We start from the raw sequence: 20,172 nt of genomic DNA on the forward strand, positions 1-20,172 counted from the left end.
GCCGAGCATCATGGCCTGCTGGGCGTGTGCAACCCCTGCCCAGAAGTCATGCTCGCGCGCCTCGGCAGCGTCACGAAGCGCATCCGGATCGGCTCGGGCGGCATCATGCTGCCCTATTACAGCCCCTTCAAGGTCGCCGAGCAGTTCATGATGCTCGAAGCGCTCTTTCCCGAACGCGTCGATCTCGGTGTCGGACGCGCGCCGGGCGGCGACATGCGCACGGCGCAGGCCGTGGCCGCGGGCACGTACAACCGCGGCGACCAGTTCGCGCAGCAAGTGCAGGATCTCGTCGGCCTGATGGACGGCACGCTCCCCGCCGATCATCTCGCGAGCGGCGTCGTGCTGCAGCCGCAGATCCAGACGCGCCCGCAGCTCTGGGTGCTCGGCTCGAGCGATTTCGGCGGCAACCTCGCCGCGCAGCTCGGGCTGCGCTTCTCGTTCGCGCACTTCATCAACGCGCACTTCGGGCATCTCGTGGCCGAGGCCTATCTCGACCGCTTCAGGCCGGGCCACGAAGCGAAGCCGTATCTCGCGTGCGCCGTGTTCGCGATCTGCGCCGACACCGAAGCGGAAGCCGCCGACCTCGAAAAGGCCGTCGATCTGCGGCGCGTGCAAATGGCCTACGGACTGAACGCGCCGATCCCGAGCCTCGAGCAGGGGCGCGCGCAGGAGTACGGCGAGCGCGAACAGATCGTGATCGACCGCGAGAAGCCGCGCAGCGTCATCGGTACGCCCGAAAGCGTCACCGAGCGGCTTCTCGCCATCAAGGACAACTTTCGCGCCGACGAACTGATCGTGCTGACCGTTGCGGGCAGCTACAAGGCTCGTCTGCGCTCTTATGAACTGCTCGCCGAGGCCTTCCAGCTACCTCGCGCCTGAGCGATCCACCACCGCCCCCTCATCCTGACTTCATGAAAATCGACATCAAGATCCTGAACGAGCGCATGCGCGACCAGCTGCCCCACTACGCCACGCCGGGCAGCGCCGGCCTCGACCTGCGCGCGTGCCTCGACGCGCCGATCACGCTCGAACCGGGCGAAACGAAGCTCGTGCCGACGGGCCTCGCCATCCACGTGGCCGATCCCGGCTACGCGGCGCTGATCCTGCCGCGCTCGGGCCTCGGCCACAAGCACGGCATCGTGCTCGGCAATCTGGTCGGCCTGATCGACTCGGACTACCAGGGCGAACTGATGATTTCGACCTGGAACCGCGGCCACACCACCTTCACGCTCAACCCGCTCGAGCGCCTCGCGCAGCTCGTGATCGTGCCGGTCGTGCAGGCGCAGTTCAACGTCGTCGACGACTTCGAGGCGAGCGAGCGCGGCGCGGGCGGTTTCGGCAGCACGGGCAAGCACTGATCCAGGCGGCTGCGCCGACAACAAAAAAGCACGCCTTGGCGTGCTTTTTTGCGTTTAGACGGAGGCTTCGGTTCGCTGCGCCGCGCCGGGACGCCGACGATACCAGAGCGCATACACCACGACGAGCACCGCGAGAAACGCGAGGCCATAGGCGAGCGTCATGCGGAATTCGCGCGTGAAGGCCGTGCCGGCGAGAATGCCGAGCATCAACAGCGCACCCAGCACGCTCGTGAACGGAAAGCCCCACATGCGAAACGCGAGCGGCGCGCCGCCTTCGCGCGCCTGGCGCACGCGGAAAAAGATCTGCGTGACGAAGATCATGAACCACGTGAACATCGCGCCGAACATCGCGATCGACATCATCAGCGTGAACGCTGCCTGCGGCCAGAGCGCGTTGAGCACGGCCGCCACCGCAATGCCGATGGTGGACAGCGAAAGCGCTGCCGTCGGCACGCCGTGACGCGTGAGGCGCCCGAACGCCGCCGGCGCGTAACCCGCGCGCGAGAGGCTAAACATCATGCGCGTGGTGATGTAGAGCTGGCTGTTCATGGCCGAGAGCGCCGCCACGAGCACGACGAAGTTGATCGCACCCGCCGCGTAAGGCACGCCGGTTGCGGCCATGACCTTCACGAACGGGCTCTCGTTGCCGCCCGCCTGGGTCCACGGCACGATGGCGAGCATGAGCGCGAGCGTGAGCAGGTAGAACAGCACGAGGCGCAGCACGGTTGCGCGAAACGCGCGCGTGACGGCGCGCTGCGGGTCCTGCGCCTCGGCAGCCGCCACGGCGATCGTCTCTACGCCCAGGTAACTGAAGAGCGAGACGATCGTCCCCACCCACACGCCCCACCAGCCTCGCGGCAGCAGGCCGCCGTGCGACGTGTAGTTCGCGAAGCCCACGCCGGAGCCGGCCGGCGCGCGCCATACGAACCATGCGCCCAGCACGATGAACGCAACGATGGCCGCGATCTTGAGGCTCGAAAACAGATATTCGATGGCGCCGTACGCGCGCACGCTCATTGCGTTCACAACGATCAGCGCTGCTGAAAATCCGACGATCCAGTAGAGCCCCGGCACGTAGGGAAACCAGAATTTCATGTAGACGGCGATTGCGGCGACCTCGGTGCCCACCGCCAGCACGTACGCCGACCAGTACGCATAGCGCACGACGAAGCCGGCGAGCGGCCCGATGTAGTGCTCGGCATACGCGCCGAACGAGCCCGATACGGGATGCGCGACGGTCATCTCGGCGAGCGCGCCCATCAATAGCAAGGCGATCAGCGCGCCGATCGCGTAGGAGATCAGCACGCCCGGACCGGCAAAAGAGATCGCGAAGCCACTGCCGAGAAAGAGTCCGGTGCCGACTGCGCCGCCGATGGCGATCATTGTCATCTGCCCGGCGGACAAGCCCTGACGCAGCCCCTGTTCGCGCTCGACGATGGCGTCGAACGCGCCCGATTTACGTGGTATCACTGTTACACCCCTGCTACGCGCGAGGCGCTACTCAGCGCCGCGCATCAAAAAACGCCGACGGCGGACAAACGTGCATTTTACCGGCTGATTGCCGGCAAACGGCGGACGCGCCTGTGCGTCACGGCGCAACGCCTCTACCCGCCGGCGCCAAAGAAAAACGGCGCAGTCCTTTCGGACTGCGCCGTCTTGCCTGAAGGCTGTTTGCGCCGTAGCGCTGCCGCTTACTCCACTTCCACCGCTTCCGGATTGCGCGGCGCCGGCTGCTCGTCGAACGTGAGCTGGACCTTGTCTTCCGCATCGACGTCCACGGTCACGCGGCCGCCGTTCATGAGCTTGCCGAACAGCAGTTCGTCGGCGAGCGCACGGCGGATCGTGTCCTGGATCAGGCGCTGCATCGGCCGCGCGCCCATGAGCGGGTCGAAGCCGTGCTTGGCCAGATGCTTGCGCAGCGCGTCGGTGAAGACCGCGTCGACCTTCTTCTCGTGCAGCTGGTCTTCCAGTTGCATGAGGAACTTGTCGACCACGCGCATGATGATTTCCTCATCGAGCGCACGGAAGCTGATCGTCTGATCGAGCCGGTTGCGGAACTCGGGCGTGAACAGGCGCTTGATATCGGCCAGTTCGTCGCCCTGCTCGCGCCGGGTCGTGAAGCCGATCGTCGACTTGTTCATCGCCTCGGCGCCCGCGTTCGTCGTCATGATGATGATGACGTTGCGGAAGTCCGCCTTGCGGCCGTTGTTGTCGGTCAGCGTGCCGTGGTCCATCACCTGCAGCAGCACGTTGAAGATGTCCGGGTGCGCCTTCTCGATTTCGTCGAGCAGCAGCACGCAGTGCGGCTTCTTCGTGACGGCTTCGGTGAGCAGACCGCCCTGGTCGAACCCGACATAGCCCGGCGGCGCGCCGATCAGACGGCTCACCGCATGGCGTTCCATGTACTCCGACATGTCGAAGCGGATCAGCTCGATGCCGAGCGTGAACGCGAGCTGGCGCGCCACTTCGGTCTTGCCGACGCCGGTCGGGCCCGAGAACAGGAACGAGCCGATCGGCTTGTCCGTCTTGCCGAGACCCGCGCGCGCCATCTTGATCGAAGCCGAGAGCGCGTCGATGGCCGGGTCCTGGCCGAACACCACGGCCTTGAGATCGCGGTCGAGCGTTTGCAGCTTGCTGCGATCGTCCTGCGACACGCTTTGCGCCGGCACGCGCGCGATCTTCGAGATGATTTCCTCGATCTCGCTCTTGCCGATGGTCTTCTTCTGCTTCGACTTCGGCAGGATGCGCTGGGCCGCGCCCGCTTCGTCGATCACGTCGATTGCCTTGTCGGGCAAGTGACGGTCGGTGATGAAGCGCGCCGACAGTTCAGCCGCCGCGTTCAGCGCGCCCGACGAATACTTCACGCCGTGGTGCTCTTCGAAACGCGACTTCAGACCGCGCAGGATCGCCACGGTTTGCTCGACGGTCGGCTCGACCACGTCGACCTTCTGGAAGCGCCGCGACAGCGCCGCGTCCTTCTCGAAGATGCCGCGGTATTCCGTGAACGTCGTCGCGCCGATGCACTTGAGCGTGCCCGACGAGAGCGCCGGCTTGAGCAGGTTCGACGCATCCAGCGTGCCGCCCGACGCGGCGCCCGCGCCGATCAGCGTATGAATTTCGTCGATGAACAGAATGGCGTGCGGACGCTCTTTCAGTTCTTTCAGCACCGTTTTGAGGCGTTGCTCGAAGTCGCCGCGATATTTCGTGCCCGCCAGCAGCGCGCCCATGTCGAGCGAGTAGACCTGGGCATCCGCGAGAATGTCCGGCACTTCGCCGCGCGTAATGCGCCAGGCGAGCCCTTCCGCGATCGCGGTCTTGCCGACACCGGCCTCGCCCACGAGCAGCGGATTGTTCTTGCGGCGGCGGCACAGCACCTGCACCACGCGCTCCACTTCCAGTTCGCGACCGATGAGCGGATCGATCCGGCCGTCCTTCGCCATCTGGTTCAGGTTCTGCGTGAACTGGGCGAGCGGGGTTTCCTTCTGGCCGGCGGCGTCTTCGGCTTCGGCATTCGCGTCGCTGGCCTTGGCGGCTTCGCCGCTGCCCGTCTTCGCGATACCGTGCGAAATGAAATTCACGACATCCAGACGCGTGACGCCCTGCTGCTGCAGGTAATACACCGCGTGCGAGTCCTTCTCGCCGAAGATGGCGACCAGCACGTTCGCGCCCGTCACTTCCTTCTTGCCGTTGGAAGTGGACTGAACGTGCATGATCGCGCGCTGGATCACGCGCTGGAACCCGAGCGTCGGCTGCGTATCGACGTCATCCGTGCCGGGCACCGTAGGGGTGTTGTCGTGAATGAAGTTGCGCAGGTTCTGTCGCAGGTCTTCGATATTGGCGGCACACGCGCGCAGCACTTCCGCCGCTGTTGGGTTGTCCAACAGCGCCAGCAGCAGATGCTCGACCGTTATGAACTCGTGCCGTGCCTGACGTGCTTCCATGAACGCCATGTGCAGGCTGACTTCCAGTTCCTGGGCAATCATGCTTCCTCCATCACACACTGCAGCGGATGCCCGGCCTGCCGTGCGTGGGTAACGACTTGCTCAACCTTGGTCGACGCGATGTCCCGCGTATAGACCCCACAAACACCCCTGCCCTCGCGATGGACCTTCAACATGATCTGCGTTGCGGTCTCGCGGTCCTTATTGAAATATTCCTGCACGACCATCACGACGAATTCCATCGGCGTGTAGTCGTCATTCATTAGCACGACCTTGTACATGGAGGGCGGTTTGACCTTTTGCTCCTGCCGCTCCAGTACGGTTGAATCCTGCTTGTCCGGGATAATCGCCATACACCCATTCTAAACAACTCGGACAGGCCCGCAATCCTGCCGTAACCTGACCGGCCGGCCGGTGAACCCGGCGCTCCCGACCTGCGACCCGCTGCAAGCAATTCATGCGCCCTGGCCCGGCTCCGATCCCTTGGACCGGCTGCGGGGCCGGTACACAATCCTGCTCTCAGCAGCTTTCACGCCACCGTTGAATCGAGTATCGCACAACCTTGCCGTTGCCGTGGGAAGCGACTGTAGGCGCCCGCACGCTCAGTGTCAGATTACATGGTGCGGTGCATCGCATATGCGTCACCTGTGCAATTTTTCAAGACGCTGTCCTGCACCTGCTTTATGCACCGGTGCTCAGCGTCGGCGAAAAGCAGGAAAAACCCTGGAAATGCGCTCTTTACAACGTGTCAAGGACCGTCTCAAAATATTCTTGACAGCAGATTAAAGACCCTCAACAATCAAGCTGGCACTTTTTTCAACCGCCTTAAATTCGAAAAAATGCCGTTGGTGAGCTTGTGAGGAGGGGGCGATCGCATCGCGATCGTTTAGCTTTTCGAACTGCTCGTGGTAGTGACATGAGTTACAGGGGAAGTTGGTATGGCAACCGGTACGGTCAAGTGGTTCAACGACGCGAAGGGTTTCGGGTTCATTACGCCGGATGAAGGCGGTGAGGACCTGTTCGCTCACTTTTCGGCTATTCAAATGAATGGCTTCAAGACCCTCAAAGAAGGGCAGAAAGTGAGCTTCGAGGTCGTGCAAGGCCCGAAGGGTAAACAGGCATCGAACATTCAGGCAGCAGCCTGATCTGTTCGGTACCCGTACCTTGGAAACCCGGCTTCGGCCGGGTTTCTTTTTGGTGTCATGGTTTTTTAACGTTCGCGTGCTAGCTCACCCGCAACGTACCCATCATGCCGAGATCCTCGTGCTCGAGGATGTGGCAATGAAACATGCGATCGCCCGCCTCGTGCTGGACGGTCGCGATGTGCACCGTTTCGCCGCGCCGCACGTTCACGGTGTCGCGCCATGCCAGCAGTTCCTCCTCATAGCGCACACCGCCACGCTCGCGCGCCAGCACCTGAAATTGCGTACCGTGCAGATGAAACGGATGATCCATGTCCGTGCCGTTTGCTATCGTCCAGTGCTCGACTTCCCCGCGCCGGCTCGCCAGCGTCACGCGCGCCGGATCGAATACCGCCCCGTTCACCATGAATCGCATGCCGCGCGGCATGGGCTGCGCTGAGGCACCCGGTGCGTGCATCGCTTTCATGTCCATCGCTTCGCTGAACACCACGCTCTTTTTCGGAACCGTTAGAAGACCTGACGATACGAGCGGCGCAATCTCGCGCAGGCGCAACGGCAGTGCCGATTGCGTCGCGCTCGCCGGTGCGAAGCCAACGCTCGCGAGGATCAGCGATGGCCCCGCGGGCAAGCTGCCGTGCGTCATCGCCATCTTGTGGCGGTCGTACTGCGCGGCAATCAGCGACGCACGCGAGGCGCCCTGCCCCGCGCGCACGATCAGCTCCGCGCGCTCGCCCGGCGCGAGCAACAGCGAGGTGACGCCCTCGCGCGGCGCGCCCAGCAGCCCGCCGTCGGTGCCCACCTGCGTGAAGGCGCGACCGTCGTCGAAGGCGAGTTGCAGATAGCGCGCGTTGCAGCCATTCCAGACGCGCCAGCGCTCGTCGCGCACGACCTCGATATGCGGCTGACGAGCGCCGTTGACGAGCACGTACTGACCTTCGCGGCCGTTCATCCAGTCCATCATGCCGTTCGCGGCAATCGCGCCGTCTGCCGCGAGCTTCAGGTCGGACACGAACAGATGCCGCTCGGGCCACGACGCGAGTGGATCATCGGCGGCGCGCACGACGAAGGGGCCCGCCAGTCCCCGGAACACCTGCTCCGAACTCAGCATGTGCGGATGCGGGTGATACCAGTAGGTGCCCGCGCTCCCCTGCGGCAGCGTGAAGCGATAAACGTGCTGCTCACCCGGCGCGACCGGTTTCGAGGGATTGCCGTCCTGATCGGGCGGCACGGGCAAGCCATGCCAATGAATCGTCGAAGGCTGCGGCAGCCGGTTCACGAACGTGATTTCAACAGTGTCGCCTTCGCGTACGTCGATCATCGGGCCGATGACCGGGCCGTCGTTTTCGGCCGCTGCGAGCGCGTCATATTGCCAGAAGACCGTTTGCGGCTGTCCGGGCAGGAGCGCACGCGCCGCGGGCTGCGCAACGAGCGTCGCGCGAAACAGGCCCGGCTCCCGGCTCTGATTGGCGAGCGTGCGCAGCGCGGCAAGCGGCGCGCCGGCGGGCAACGCATCGGCAGGCGCAAGCGGGACTTGCGCGTGCATCATGCCGCCCGACATCGACGGCATGTCCGTCATGCCGTGCATGGCGTGCATCGCATCGCCCGCATCTTGTGCGAATGCGCGGCGCGCGAACAGGGTCGCGGTGGCGGCGCTCAATGCGCCGGATAGAAATGCTCTTCGTTTCATCGATGAAATCCTCATACCTCGTTCATGCCTGGCACGCGACGCGCGAGAACACGCACGCCTGGCGCGCGGGAGTCGTTTCGCTCGCGAAAAAGCGCGAGCGCAGTACGCCGCCCGGAGCGAGCGGCCCGGCTCAGGCGATGGGAGGAGGCAAAGGAGGCGCGTGCGTAATGCCGGCACGCAAGGCCGCGGGAAGCACGACAAGCGTGGAACGGGCGCCGGTTTGCGCGTCGAATGCAGTCACGGCAGAAGGCACGCTGCAATGCGCGCAGCAGCCCGCGACACAGCAACTCGCGCCACAACTGGAATGCGAGCCGTGACGACGGTTGCTCGTCCCGGCGCAACGATCCGCGACGACGTGCGGCGTGAGTGCGACGTGCGCCGCCATTGCATCGTGCTGCGTGTGCTCGCACGCCATCGCGCCGCGCATGGAAAGCAGCGCGAGCAGGCAGACGAGAAGGAAGCGATAGACGACTGGCACGATGAACGAAACCGCGGAGTGACTCGATTGACCAATGCCATGATAGCGCACGGACTGATCGAAGTCGGCTAGCCCGTCCATCCGTGACGATTTTGCGGCGAGCCGGATAAAAAACCGGCAGACCTTTCGGTCTGCCGGTTTTTTCTGCCGGGACAGCGATGAACCGTCTTGCGCCTACATATTCTCGATCATCACCTGCCCGAAGCCCGAGCACGACACCTGCGTCGCGCCTTCCATCAAACGCGCGAAGTCATAGGTCACGCGCTTTTGCAGAATCGACTTCTCCATCGAAGCAATGATGAGGTTGGCCGCTTCGAACCAGCCGAGATGACGCAGCATCATTTCCGCCGAGAGAATTTCGGAACCCGGATTCACGTAGTCCTTGCCCGCATACTTGGGGGCCGTGCCGTGCGTCGCCTCGAACATCGCCACGGAGTCCGAAAGATTCGCACCCGGGGCGATACCGATGCCGCCCACCTGGGCCGCCAGTGCGTCGGAAATGTAGTCGCCGTTCAGGTTCAGCGTGGCGATCACGTCGTATTCGGCCGGGCGCAGCAGGATCTGCTGCAGGAAAGCATCGGCGATCACGTCCTTGACCACGATGTCGCCGCCCGTCTTCGGATTCTTGATCTTCATCCACGGGCCGCCGTCTATCAGTTCCGCTGCGAACTCCTTCTGCGCGAGCGCATAGCCGTAGTCGCGGAACGCGCCTTCGGTGTACTTCATGATGTTGCCCTTGTGCACGAGCGTGACCGAGCGGCGCTCGTTGTCGATCGCATACTGGATCGCCTTGCGCACGAGACGCTCCGTGCCCTCGCGCGACACCGGCTTGACGCCGACGCCGGAACTGTCCGGGAAGCGGATCTTCGCCACGCCCATCTCTTCGCGCAGGAACTTGATGAGCTTCTTCGCGCCTTCGGACTCCGCGGGCCATTCGATGCCCGCATAGATGTCCTCCGAGTTCTCGCGGAAGATGACCATGTTGACCTTTTCCGGCGCGCGCACCGGCGAGGGCACGCCCTTGAAGTACTGCACGGGACGCAGGCACACGTACAGATCGAGCTGCTGGCGCAGCGCGACGTTGAGCGAGCGGATGCCACCCCCCACCGGCGTCGTGAGCGGCCCCTTGATCGACACCACGTATTCCTTCACGACGTCGAGCGTTTCTTCGGGCAGCCACACGTCGGGACCGTAGACGCGGGTCGCCTTCTCGCCCGCGTAGATTTCCATCCAGTGAATCTTGCGCTTGCCGCCATAGGCCTTTTCGACTGCCGCATCGACCACCTTCAGCATGACCGGCGTAATGTCCACGCCCGTGCCATCGCCTTCGATGTACGGGATGATCGGCTGGTCCGAGACGTTGAGCGAGAAGTCCGGATTGACGGTGATCTTTTCACCGCCGGTCGGAACCACGATGTGCTGATACGGCATGATCGACTCCAGTAAGGGCAAGGCTGTTGTAGCGGGTGTGACGCGCGCTCGGCGGCTCGCGGCGGCGGCGAAGCCTGTTCGCCCGGCGAGAGCGGGCGGCTTGCCTTGGTGGCGCGAACAGCCCGTCGGCGTGAGGATCTGGCGGCTATTCTAGCCCACGCCTCGCGCATGCGTGGCGCGCCCTTCACACGAACGCCGGCGCAAGGCAAGCCGCTTGCGCCCCGATGGGTGATCGGTTCCGCTCGTGTCTTATATCTTATATAAGACATAGCAAACCGCTTAACGTAATATGCATTAAGATCTCGGCGCCAGCCCGTCATCTATTCGTCCACGTCGCCCTGTCATGCGTTTAATCGCCCTCAATAAACCGTTCGGCACCATCTGTCAGTTTTCGCCGCACGAAACACGTCAGTCTCTCGCAGACTGGGTGAAGGTACCGGGCGTCTATCCCGCGGGCCGGCTCGACTCCGATAGCGAAGGTCTCCTGCTGCTCACCGACGACGGCGCCTTGCAAGCGCGCATTGCCGAACCGAAACGCAAGCTCGTGAAGCGCTATTGGGCACAAGTGGAAGGCGAACCCGATGCGGGTGCGCTTGCCGCACTCGAGCGCGGCGTCGATCTCGGTGACTTCGTGACACAGCCGTGTCGAACAAGAATCATTGTTGAGCCCGACAATCTCTGGCCGCGTAGTCCGCCGATTCGCTATCGCGCGTCGATACCCAGCACGTGGGTCGAGATTGCGATCAGCGAAGGCAAGAACCGGCAGGTGCGACGCATGACCGCGGCAGTGGGCTATCCAACGTTGCGGCTAGTACGCGTCGCGATCGGCGCGCTCGATATTTTTTCGCTTGGCCTCGCTCCCGGCGAAAGCATCGACGTGCCCACCAATGCACCCTGGCAAAACACCCCTCACAAACACAAGTGATTGTTGTGCAAGCACTTTTCGCGTGCTGATCATTTTTTTTCGAATTACGCGGCACGTCCCGCGCCTTTCTGTTGCGTCTCGTTACGAAGCAAATGAAAAGATTGCGTCAACCGTCTCGCGAGACCATGCGTTATTCGACGCAGATGCCGCCAGAAGCTATCCGGCATTTAGCCTTCAGGGTCCTCGCAGCAATGTGCGGTCCCGACCGCTGGCAGACGCAAAAATCAAATTCACGCGAATTTGTCGAAAGCGACTGTCAACCGAAAGGTGGATGGCACGTTTACCGACCTGACTCCAAAAACCGGGTCACTTGGTTAATTAACTCAAGCTTGAGGATTCACAACATGAACAAACTGATCGCTGCTCTGGTCGCTGGTCTCTTCGCATCGGCTGCATTCGCACAAGCTTCGGCTCCGGAAGCTGCTTCGGCTGCTCCGGCTGCTGCTGCTTCGGCTGCTCACAAGTCGTCGCACAAGAAGGCCCACAAGAAGTCGTCGCACAAGAAGGCAGCGAAGGCTGAAGCCGCTTCGGCAGCTTCGGAGTAAGCTTGTTGTAAGACGCATGAAGAAGCGGCACGCGTTGCCGTTCTTCAGCGCGACGAAAGGCAGAGCGCTGCAAGGCGTTCTGCCTTTTTGTTTGGCTGCCTGTTTTTTTAGCCATTTTTTCGTCACGCACGCTCGCCGTATCACGTCGATGACGTGAACCGCGCCGCGCATTTTGACCCGCTCTGACCTGGTCGCGTAACATGCGCGGATTAACCTACAGCAAGGAGTCTCTCGTGCGATTTTCCCTGCGCTCGTTCTTCGTGCGCTGCGCGCTTGTCGTCGCATTGCCATTGGCCGCTGTCGCGGCGCTCATGTTCACCGCGACAGCCACGTCGAGCATCGCGCAGGCGCAGCAGATGCCGCCGGGCGCCAGGCAGCCGGGCGAATTTCCGCGCGTGAAGCTCACGGCAGGCATGTTCGTGATCGACGCAGCGGTCGCCGCCAACGACGCGGACCGTGAACAAGGCCTCATGTACCGTTCGCAGCTCGGGCCCAATGAAGGCATGCTGTTCGTGTTCGGCGAAAACGCCGTGCACTGCTTCTGGATGAAGAACACGCTGATCCCGCTGTCGATCGCGTTCATTCGCGCCGACGGTACGATCACCGACATCGACGAGATGCAGGCCGAAACGACCAACAACCACTGCCCGCGCAACAACGGCGTCTTCGCGCTCGAAATGCCGAAGGGCTGGTTCACGGCGAAGGGCATCAAGCCCGGCATGAAGATTCAGGGACTGCCGCCGCTGCAGTAAGCGCGCGTTGTCCCAGCGCGCGCCATTCGCGCGCTGCGCGAAAAGCGCAAGCCGGCCCCGCACGTACGCGGCGCCGGCTTTTTTTGCGTCCGCCTGCCCGCCGGCGCACCGACTGGCGCCGCTGCGCAGCGCTGTCGCCGCTTCCCGCGCCGCGGCATACGCCCTGCAAAACCGGCGCGCAAGCGCTATCCTATAAATCCCCCGCATGACGCGTGCCACCAGGGCGCGCTCATGCGGCGCATCGGGCCGCGCGCTGGCCGCGCCGCGTGCCGCCCGGCAGCTTCCATGGCGCGTCATTCCAAGGAGATCACCGTGCCTCGCAAGACCCCCATCGAGCGCTATCGCAACATCGGGATCAGCGCTCACATCGACGCCGGCAAAACCACGACGACCGAGCGCATCCTTTTCTACACCGGCGTGAATCACAAGCTCGGCGAGGTTCACGACGGCGCGGCGACCATGGACTGGATGGAGCAGGAACAGGAACGCGGCATCACGATCACCTCGGCCGCGACCACTGCGTTCTGGAAGGGCATGGCCGGCAATTACCCCGAACACCGCATCAACATCATCGACACCCCGGGGCACGTGGACTTCACGATCGAGGTCGAGCGCTCCATGCGCGTGCTCGACGGCGCGTGCATGGTGTACGACTCCGTGGGCGGCGTGCAGCCGCAGTCGGAAACCGTGTGGCGTCAGGCGAACAAGTACAAGGTGCCGCGCATCGCGTTCGTCAACAAGATGGACCGCGTGGGTGCGGACTTCTTCCGCGTGCAGCGGCAGATCGGCGAGCGCCTGAAGGGCGTGGCCGTGCCTATCCAGATTCCGGTGGGCGCGGAAGATCACTTCCAGGGCGTGGTCGATCTCGTGAAGATGAAGGCGATCGTCTGGGACGACGAGAGCCAGGGTGTGAAGTTCGAGTACGAGGACATTCCCGCGAATCTCGTCGAGCTCGCGCACGAGTGGCGCGAGAAGATGGTCGAAGCCGCCGCCGAAGCCGACGAAACGCTGCTCGAAAAGTACCTTCACGATCACGAAAGCCTGACCGAAGAGGAAATCAAGGGCGGCCTGCGCAAGCGCACGATCGCCAACGAGATCGTGCCGATGCTCTGTGGCAGCGCGTTCAAGAACAAGGGCGTGCAGGCCATGCTCGACGCCGTGATCGACTATCTGCCCTCGCCGGTGGACGTGCCCGCGATTCTCGGCCACGACCTCCACGACAAGGAGATCGAGCGCCACCCGAGCGATGACGAGCCGTTCTCCGCACTCGCCTTCAAGATCATGACCGACCCGTTCGTCGGCCAGCTGATCTTCTTCCGCGTCTATTCGGGCGTGGTGAATTCGGGCGATACGGTGCTCAACGCGACCAAGGACAAGAAGGAGCGCCTGGGCCGCATCCTGCAGATGCACGCGAACGAACGCAAGGAAATCAAGGAGGTGCGGGCGGGCGACATCGCCGCGGCCGTGGGCCTGAAGGAAGCGACGACGGGCGACACGCTCTGCGATCCGGCGCATGCCATCGTGCTCGAACGGATGATCTTCCCCGAGCCGGTGATCTCGCAGGCCGTCGAGCCGAAGACCAAGGCCGACCAGGAAAAGATGGGCATCGCGCTCAATCGCCTCGCGCAGGAAGACCCGTCGTTCCGCGTGCAGACCGACGAAGAGTCCGGCCAGACCATCATCTCGGGCATGGGCGAGCTGCACCTCGAAATTCTCGTCGACCGCATGAAACGCGAGTTCGGCGTGGAGGCGACCGTCGGCAAGCCGCAGGTCGCGTATCGCGAGACCGTGAAGAACAAGGTCGAAGATGTGGAAGGCAAGTTCGTCAAGCAGTCGGGCGGGCGCGGCCAGTATGGTCACGCTGTCATCACGCTCGAACCGCAGACGCCCGGCAAGGGCTACGAGTTCGTCGACGCGATCAAGGGCGGTGTGATTCCGCGCGAGTTCATCCCGGCGGTCGACAAGGGCATTCAGGAAACGCTCAAGGCAGGCGTGCTCGCGGGCTACCCGGTGGTCGACACGAAGGTCACGCTCACGTTCGGCTCGTACCACGACGTGGACTCGAACGAAAACGCCTTCCGGATGGCCGGTTCGATGGCCTTCAAGGAAGCGATGCGCAAGGCGAAGCCGATCCTGCTCGAACCGATGATGGCCGTGGAAGTGGAGACGCCCGAGGACTTCATGGGCAACGTGATGGGCGACCTGTCGAGCCGTCGCGGCATCGTGCAGGGCATGGAGGACATCGCGGGCGGCGGCGGCAAGATCGTGCGCGCCGAAGTGCCGCTCTCGGAGATGTTCGGCTACTCCACGTCGCTGCGCTCGCTCACGCAAGGCCGCGCCACCTACACGATGGAGTTCAAGCACTACGCAGAAACCCCGCAGAACGTGGCCGAAGCGGTCATCAACGCGAAGAAGACGTAAAGCCGGCGACGTGCAGGCGTTGCTGTGCACACGAGAGCCCGTCCCCTGCGGACGGGCTTTTTTGCTTGCGCCCGGCGCAATTTTGACCATGCCACAATGCGCCGATGACGCTGCGCCGCCACAGTCAAGGAGACACGACGATGAGTCACGAACACGACCATGAACACCCCCACGACGACGCGCCGATCGACTGGCGCGAAAACGGCGTCAAGGTGATACGCGGCGACCAGCTCGACACGAACACGGCGCAAACGCCCGGCATGAACCGCGCGGCCGCGATCAATGCGGCGCGCGTGGGCGCGCAGAAGATCTGGGCGGGCACGGTGACGATCCATCCGAACGCGAAGACCGGCGCGCATCATCATGGCGCGCTGGAAAGCGTGATCTACGTCGTGCGCGGTCACGCGCGCATGCGCTGGGGCGAGCATCTGGAGTTCACGGCCGAGGCGGGCCCGGGCGACTTCATCTTCGTGCCGCCCTACGTCCCGCACCAGGAGATCAACGCCAGCACCGACGATCCGCTCGAATGCGTGCTCGTGCGCAGCGACAACGAGGCCGTGGTGGTGAACCTGAACATCGACGCCGTCGAAGCGCCGGAAACCGTGTACTGGGTCGATCCCATCCACCGTCATCCGCACGACCATTGAGCGCGCGGCAGCCCGTTCCGCCTACCACGACGCAATGATCCACTGACGATGCCCGCCGCCTCGCTCCGCGCCCGCCTGATTCCGCTCTATGCCGCGCTCATCGCCGCCAACCTCGGCGCGTGGGCGTGGGCGCTGATCGCGTTTCGCCACTATCCGCTGCTGCTCGGCACGGCGCTGCTCGCCTACGGCTTCGGCCTGCGTCACGCGGTGGACGCCGACCACATCGCCGCCATCGACGCCGTCACGCGCAAGCTCATGCAGCAGGGGCAGCGCCCGCTCGGCGTGGGACTCGCGTTCTCGCTCGGCCATTCGACGGTCGTGATCGTCGCCACGCTCGGCATCGCGCTCGCGGCGCTCTCGCTGCATGGCCGCTTCGAGCAGTTCCACGAGATCGGCTCGACCATCGGCACGCTCGTTTCGTCGACGTTCCTGCTCGTACTCGCGGGCGTGAACCTCGTGATCCTGCGCGACGTGTGGATGCGTTACCGCCGCGCGCAGCAAGGCGACGACGCAGCGCTCGCAGCCGGCGCGCCCGCGCCCGCCGGGCTCTTCTCGCGCGCGCTCAGGCCGCTCTTTGCGCTCGTCACGAAAAGCTGGCATCTGTACCCCGTGGGCGTGCTGTTCGGCCTCGGCTTCGACACGGCCACCGAAATCGGCCTGCTCGCCATCGCCGCCGCCGAAGCGGGCAAGGGCCTGCCGATGTATTCGATTCTCGTGTTCCCCGCGCTCTTCACGGCGGGCATGACGCTCGTCGATTCCACCGACAACGTGCTGATGGTCCACGCCTACGGCTGGGCGATGGACGATCCCAGGCGCAAGCTCTACTACAACGCGAGCATCACGTTCGTCTCGGCGCTCGTGGCGATCGTGATCGGCGGCGTGGAAGCCCTCGGGCTCATCGCCGACAAGCTCGGCGCGAGCGGCGGCGCGTGGACGCTCATCGCAGGTCTGAACGAGCGCTTCGGCGAACTGGGCTACGGCATCGTCGCGGCATTCATCGCCTGCTGGATCGGCTCGGTGCTGTTCCATCGCTGGCGCCGGCCCGCCGTGGCCCGCTAGGACACTCGCGCCCCTCTGACGACTGCACGGCGCGCCACGCGCGCGCAACCCCGCGAAACCCTACCCTTCGCCTCGTTTGCCGAAAGCGCGTAAACTAGGCCCTGCTATTGCGCGCCTCGTGCGCCCGATAGCCCCGTCAATCGTTTCACCTTGCTGCACCCATTCGTCGTCTGCCGTACCGCATCCCGCCGTCGCGCACGCCCCCGGGCCTCGCGCGCCCCCTGAACGGAAAACGCACGGAAACCCGCACCGATGAAACGACCGCAGTCCCGCCGTCCGCTCCTCCCCAGCCTCGAAGCGCTGCGCCCCCAGGCCGGCGATCACGGCAACCACGCACTCGACGAATTCGCTGCCGGCCGCCTCACGCGCCGCGAGCTGCTGCGCTATGCCAGCGCAGTAGGCCTCACGGCACTGCCCGCGTTTGCGGGCTTCGCCGTGCCGCGCAGCTCGCACGCCCAAGGCACGGCGAAGCCCGGCGAGCAGACCATCCGCGTGGCGCACCTGATGCCCGCGGGCGCGGTCGATCCGCTCACCGTGACCGATGCGGGCGCGCTGTGTCTCCTGAACCAGACCGGCGAATTCCTCGCCAACGACGACGCGCAAGGCCATTTGCAACCCGCCCTCGCGCTCTCCTGGCAAGCCAACGCCAAAGCAGACGTCTGGACGTTCAAGCTGCGCCCCAACGTGAAATTCCACGACGGCCAGCCGTTCGGCGCGAAGGACGTGGTGGCGACCTTCGATCGCCTCGCCGACCCCGCAAGCGGCTCGGCGGCGCTCTCGGTGCTCAAGGGCGTGCTCTCGAAAGGCGGCACGAAGGCCGTCGACGATCACACGGTCGAGTTCCACCTCGACGCGCCCAACGGCAACTTCGCCTACTACGTTTCTTCGGACAACTACAACGCCGTGATGCTGCCCGCCAACTATGCGGGCAATTACGAAAAGAGCTTTATCGGCACCGGGCCGTTCAAGCTCGACAAATTCGAAGCGCGGCGCGGCGTGAGCTTCGTGCGCAATCCCGACTATTGGGGCGACAAGGCGCTGCCCGCGCGCGTGGAGTTCGCCTTCTACGCCGACGAGCAGGCGCAGTTGCTCGCGCTGCAAGGCCACCAGGCCGACGTGATGGGCACCTTCACCGTGCAGGGCGGCATCGGCATCCTGAACAATCCCGACTTCAAGGTGATCGGCGTGCGCTCGAGCGCGCATCGCCAGATCCACATGCGCAACGACTCGCCCACGTTCAAGGACAAGCGCGTACGCCAGGCGCTTGCGCTTGCGCTCGATCGCGACGTGCTCGTGCGCGGGCTGTTCAAGGGCCGCGCCGTGGTGGGCAACGACAGCCCGTTCGCGCCCATCTTCCCTTCCACGGCGACCGACGTGCCCCAGCGCAAGATCGACGTCGCGAAGGCACGCCAGTTGCTCGCGCAGGCGGGCGTGCCCAACGGCTTCGACGTGACGCTCACCACCGAGAAGTACATGGAGATACCGGACCTCGCCGTGGTCGTGCAGAACGCGGCGAAGGCGGTCGGCATCCGCATCGCGCTCAAGGTGGAAAGCCAGTCGCAGTACTACGGCGCGGGCACGTTCGGCAAATCGGACTGGCTCGACTCGCCGCTCGGCATTACCGACTATGGGCACCGCGGCGTGCCGAACGTGTTTCTCAACGCGCCACTCACCTCGGGCGGCACGTGGAATGCTGCGCACTTTCGCAATGCGCAGTACGACAAGCTGGTCGCGCAGTTCGCGGCGACGCTCGACGTAGCGGCCCAGAAGCAGGTGGCGAGGCAGATTCAGACGCTGCTGCTCGACGAGACGCCCGTGATCATCCCGTACTTCTACGACCAGTTGATCGCACAGCGCGCCGTGCTTTCGGGTGTGCGCTTCACGGCGCTCGCCCAGCTCTATTTCGACCGCGCGACGCTCGCCGCCTGAACCGGCCCAAGCGCACCCGAAACGGAGGTCCGATGGCTACTCCGCTCCCGCCCATATCGAATCCGGCCCGCACCGCGCGCGCATTCGCCCCACGCGCGGGCGTCGGGCGCTTTCTCGGCCGGCGCGCCGCCTGGGCGATCTTCACGCTCTGGCTGCTCTCGGTACTCGTGTTCGCGGGCGGCCAGCTGCTGCCCGGCGATATCGGCCGCGCCGTGCTGGGCCCGCTCGCCGACGCGCGCGCCGTGGCCGCCCTCAATCACGAACTGGGCGCGGACCGGCCGGTGCTCGACCAGTACGTTTCGTGGATCACGCATGCGCTGCGCGGCGACTTCGGCATGTCGTGGAGCTACAAGCAGCCCGTCGCGCCGTTCGTGGGGGACGCGCTCCTGCAGTCGGCCAGGCTCGGCCTGCTCGCATTCGTCGTGGTGGTGCCGCTCGGCATTGCGGGCGGCGTATGGGCGGCGCTCCACGAAGGCCGCCTGATCGACCGCGCGATCAGCACGGGCGGCCTGTGCGCGAGCGCAGTGCCGGAATTCGTCTCGTCGATCGTGCTGATCCTCATCTTCGGCGTGTGGCTGCGCTGGCTGCCTATCGAGGCCACCGCCCCCAGCGGCGCGGGCGCGCTCGAACAATTGCGGCACCTCGTGCTGCCCGTGCTGCCGCTCGTGCTCGTGTTCTTCGGCTATCTCGCGCGCATCGCGCGTGCGGGCACGATCACGGCGCTCGACGCCGACTACACGCGCACCGCGATTCTCAAGGGGCTGCCGAGCCACGTCGTGATCGTGCGGCACGTGCTGCGCAATGCGCTGCTGCCCAGCGTGACGGTGGCGGCCACGCAGCTCGGCTATCTGATTGGCGGGCTCGTCGTGGTCGAATCGCTGTTCCGCTATCCGGGCGTAGGCTCCCTCATCTTCAACGCGGCGAAGGCCAAGGACTTCCCGTTGCTCGAAGCGGGCGTGCTTGCGGTGGGCGCGGTCTATACACTCGCCAATCTCGCCGCCGACGCCCTGCACGCATTGCTCGACCCGCGCCTGCGCGCGCCGGGAGGCACATGAACGATACGGCATCCGAAGCAATTCCCCCGGGCGGCGAACCGGGCGAAGAAGCGCTCGCCGACACGCGTCTGCGCGACACGCTGCATCTGCTGCTGCGCTCGCCCTCGTTCGTCGCGGGTGCGCTGATCCTCTTATGGTGGATCGGCTGCGCACTCGCGGGCCCGTGGTTAGCGCCGCACGACGCCTACGCGTCCGATCCGCTCAGCTCGCTCCTGCCGCCGGACCATACGCACTGGTGCGGCACCGACCAGCTCGGCCGCGAGATCTGCTCGCGCGTGATCGTGGGCGCACGCGACATCCTCACGATCGCGCCGCTCGCCACGCTCGTCGGCACGCTCGCGGGCGCGGCGCTCGGGCTGATCACGGGCTATTTCGAAGGCGCAGTCGGCACGCTCGTCGCGCGCACGCTCGATGCCGTGCTCGCGCTGCCGCTCGTGATCGTCGCGCTGCTCGTGCTCGCGGCCGTGGGCGCCTCGAATCTCGCCGTGGTGCTCGTGATCGGCATCACGTTTGCACCGCTCATCGCGCGCACGGTGCGCGCGGCGGTGCTCGCCGAACGCCATCTCGACTACGTGGCGGCGGCTCGCCTGCGCGGCGCGAGCGCGTTCGCCGTGATGTTCACGGAGATTCTGCCCAACGTCTGGCCGCCCATCGTCGTCGAGGCGACGGTACGCCTCGGCTATGCGATCTTCGCGGTGGCGACGCTCTCGTTCCTCGGCTTCGGCATCCAGCCGCCGTCCGCCGACTGGGGGCTCGCGCTCGCCGAGTCGTACACGCTGCTCGCGGGCGGCGCATGGTGGAC

Annotated in this window: 19 protein-coding genes; 14 read left to right on the top strand and 5 right to left on the bottom strand. The window is 64.8% G+C overall.

The window, feature by feature from the left end:
• Both AB4Y43_RS38575 and dut read left to right on the top strand, forming a co-directional pair.
• Positions 1 to 879: LLM class flavin-dependent oxidoreductase (locus tag AB4Y43_RS38575; protein WP_368730135.1), on the top strand; the 879-nt coding region annotated here is incomplete at its 5' end.
• Between the two features lie 32 nt (positions 880 to 911).
• Positions 912 to 1,358, top strand: coding sequence for a dUTP diphosphatase (gene dut, locus AB4Y43_RS38580; RefSeq protein ID WP_342948503.1), 447 nt, complete (start codon positions 912 to 914; stop codon positions 1,356 to 1,358).
• 54 nt (positions 1,359 to 1,412) lie between these two features.
• On the opposite strand, the gene AB4Y43_RS38585 is transcribed toward dut, so the two are convergent.
• The 3 genes from AB4Y43_RS38585 to clpS form a co-directional block, all read right to left on the bottom strand.
• Positions 1,413 to 2,825 carry an amino acid permease gene (locus AB4Y43_RS38585; RefSeq protein ID WP_368730141.1) on the bottom strand — a complete coding sequence of 471 codons (1,413 nt, stop codon included), beginning with the start codon at positions 2,823 to 2,825 and terminating at the stop codon, positions 1,413 to 1,415.
• A 224-nt stretch (positions 2,826 to 3,049) separates the two neighbouring features.
• The gene (gene clpA, locus AB4Y43_RS38590; RefSeq protein WP_069262762.1) at positions 3,050 to 5,341 is read right to left on the bottom strand and encodes an ATP-dependent Clp protease ATP-binding subunit ClpA; all 2,292 of its coding nucleotides are present in this window, start codon (positions 5,339 to 5,341) and stop codon (positions 3,050 to 3,052) included.
• Positions 5,338 to 5,652, bottom strand: a complete 315-nt coding sequence (gene clpS, locus AB4Y43_RS38595) for an ATP-dependent Clp protease adapter ClpS (RefSeq protein ID WP_028213389.1) — start codon at positions 5,650 to 5,652, stop codon at positions 5,338 to 5,340. Before clpS ends, clpA begins: the two co-directional genes overlap by 4 nt.
• 585 nt (positions 5,653 to 6,237) lie before the next feature.
• Here clpS and cspD point away from each other — a divergent pair.
• Positions 6,238 to 6,444, top strand: a complete 207-nt coding sequence (gene cspD / locus AB4Y43_RS38600; RefSeq protein WP_017776809.1) for a cold shock domain-containing protein CspD — start codon at positions 6,238 to 6,240, stop codon at positions 6,442 to 6,444.
• Positions 6,445 to 6,523: 79 nt separating this feature from the next.
• Here cspD and AB4Y43_RS38605 read toward each other — a convergent pair whose 3' ends face one another.
• Positions 6,524 to 8,128, bottom strand: coding sequence for a multicopper oxidase family protein (locus AB4Y43_RS38605; protein WP_368730136.1), 1,605 nt, complete (start codon positions 8,126 to 8,128; stop codon positions 6,524 to 6,526).
• 2 nt (positions 8,129 to 8,130) lie between these two features.
• Here AB4Y43_RS38605 and AB4Y43_RS38610 point away from each other — a divergent pair, with 2 nt between their 5' ends.
• Positions 8,131 to 8,445: a hypothetical protein gene (locus AB4Y43_RS38610; protein ID WP_368730137.1), complete on the top strand. Its 315-nt coding sequence runs from the start codon at positions 8,131 to 8,133 to the stop codon at positions 8,443 to 8,445.
• Positions 8,442 to 8,678 (top strand): hypothetical protein, encoded by a 237-nt coding sequence (locus AB4Y43_RS38615; RefSeq protein WP_069262765.1) that lies wholly within the window; start codon positions 8,442 to 8,444, stop codon positions 8,676 to 8,678. Before AB4Y43_RS38610 ends, AB4Y43_RS38615 begins: the two co-directional genes overlap by 4 nt.
• Before the next feature lie 102 nt (positions 8,679 to 8,780).
• On the opposite strand, the gene icd is transcribed toward AB4Y43_RS38615, so the two are convergent.
• The gene (gene icd, locus AB4Y43_RS38620; RefSeq protein ID WP_069262766.1) at positions 8,781 to 10,037 is read right to left on the bottom strand and encodes an NADP-dependent isocitrate dehydrogenase; all 1,257 of its coding nucleotides are present in this window, start codon (positions 10,035 to 10,037) and stop codon (positions 8,781 to 8,783) included.
• Between the two features lie 343 nt (positions 10,038 to 10,380).
• Here icd and AB4Y43_RS38625 point away from each other — a divergent pair, with 343 nt between their 5' ends.
• From AB4Y43_RS38625 to AB4Y43_RS38665, 9 genes are all read left to right on the top strand, one after another.
• Positions 10,381 to 10,962 carry a pseudouridine synthase gene (locus tag AB4Y43_RS38625; protein WP_069262767.1) on the top strand — a complete coding sequence of 194 codons (582 nt, stop codon included), beginning with the start codon at positions 10,381 to 10,383 and terminating at the stop codon, positions 10,960 to 10,962.
• A gap of 344 nt (positions 10,963 to 11,306) precedes the next feature.
• Positions 11,307 to 11,507, top strand: a complete 201-nt coding sequence (locus AB4Y43_RS38630) for a hypothetical protein (RefSeq protein WP_028213393.1) — start codon at positions 11,307 to 11,309, stop codon at positions 11,505 to 11,507.
• A 233-nt stretch (positions 11,508 to 11,740) separates the two neighbouring features.
• Complete coding sequence (locus AB4Y43_RS38635) at positions 11,741 to 12,259, top strand: DUF192 domain-containing protein (protein ID WP_069262768.1); 519 nt, start codon at positions 11,741 to 11,743, stop codon at positions 12,257 to 12,259.
• A gap of 312 nt (positions 12,260 to 12,571) precedes the next feature.
• The gene (gene fusA, locus AB4Y43_RS38640) at positions 12,572 to 14,680 is read left to right on the top strand and encodes an elongation factor G (protein WP_342948498.1); all 2,109 of its coding nucleotides are present in this window, start codon (positions 12,572 to 12,574) and stop codon (positions 14,678 to 14,680) included.
• 140 nt (positions 14,681 to 14,820) lie between these two features.
• A complete protein-coding gene (locus tag AB4Y43_RS38645; RefSeq protein ID WP_368604048.1) occupies positions 14,821 to 15,327 on the top strand; it encodes a cupin domain-containing protein in 507 nt (168 codons plus the stop codon).
• Between the two features lie 48 nt (positions 15,328 to 15,375).
• The gene (locus tag AB4Y43_RS38650) at positions 15,376 to 16,386 is read left to right on the top strand and encodes a HoxN/HupN/NixA family nickel/cobalt transporter (protein WP_368730138.1); all 1,011 of its coding nucleotides are present in this window, start codon (positions 15,376 to 15,378) and stop codon (positions 16,384 to 16,386) included.
• A gap of 252 nt (positions 16,387 to 16,638) precedes the next feature.
• The gene (locus AB4Y43_RS38655) at positions 16,639 to 18,315 is read left to right on the top strand and encodes an ABC transporter substrate-binding protein (protein WP_368730139.1); all 1,677 of its coding nucleotides are present in this window, start codon (positions 16,639 to 16,641) and stop codon (positions 18,313 to 18,315) included.
• A 32-nt stretch (positions 18,316 to 18,347) separates the two neighbouring features.
• Positions 18,348 to 19,370 carry an ABC transporter permease gene (locus tag AB4Y43_RS38660; RefSeq protein ID WP_342948495.1) on the top strand — a complete coding sequence of 341 codons (1,023 nt, stop codon included), beginning with the start codon at positions 18,348 to 18,350 and terminating at the stop codon, positions 19,368 to 19,370.
• Positions 19,367 to 20,172 (top strand): ABC transporter permease (locus AB4Y43_RS38665; RefSeq protein ID WP_368730140.1); only part of this gene is annotated, 806 nt, incomplete at its 3' end. The genes AB4Y43_RS38660 and AB4Y43_RS38665, both read left to right, overlap by 4 nt.

Origin of the sequence: Paraburkholderia sp. BR10872 (assembly GCF_040965835.1) — a bacterium.
GTDB classification, from domain to species: Bacteria; Pseudomonadota; Gammaproteobacteria; order Burkholderiales; family Burkholderiaceae; genus Paraburkholderia; species Paraburkholderia nodosa_A.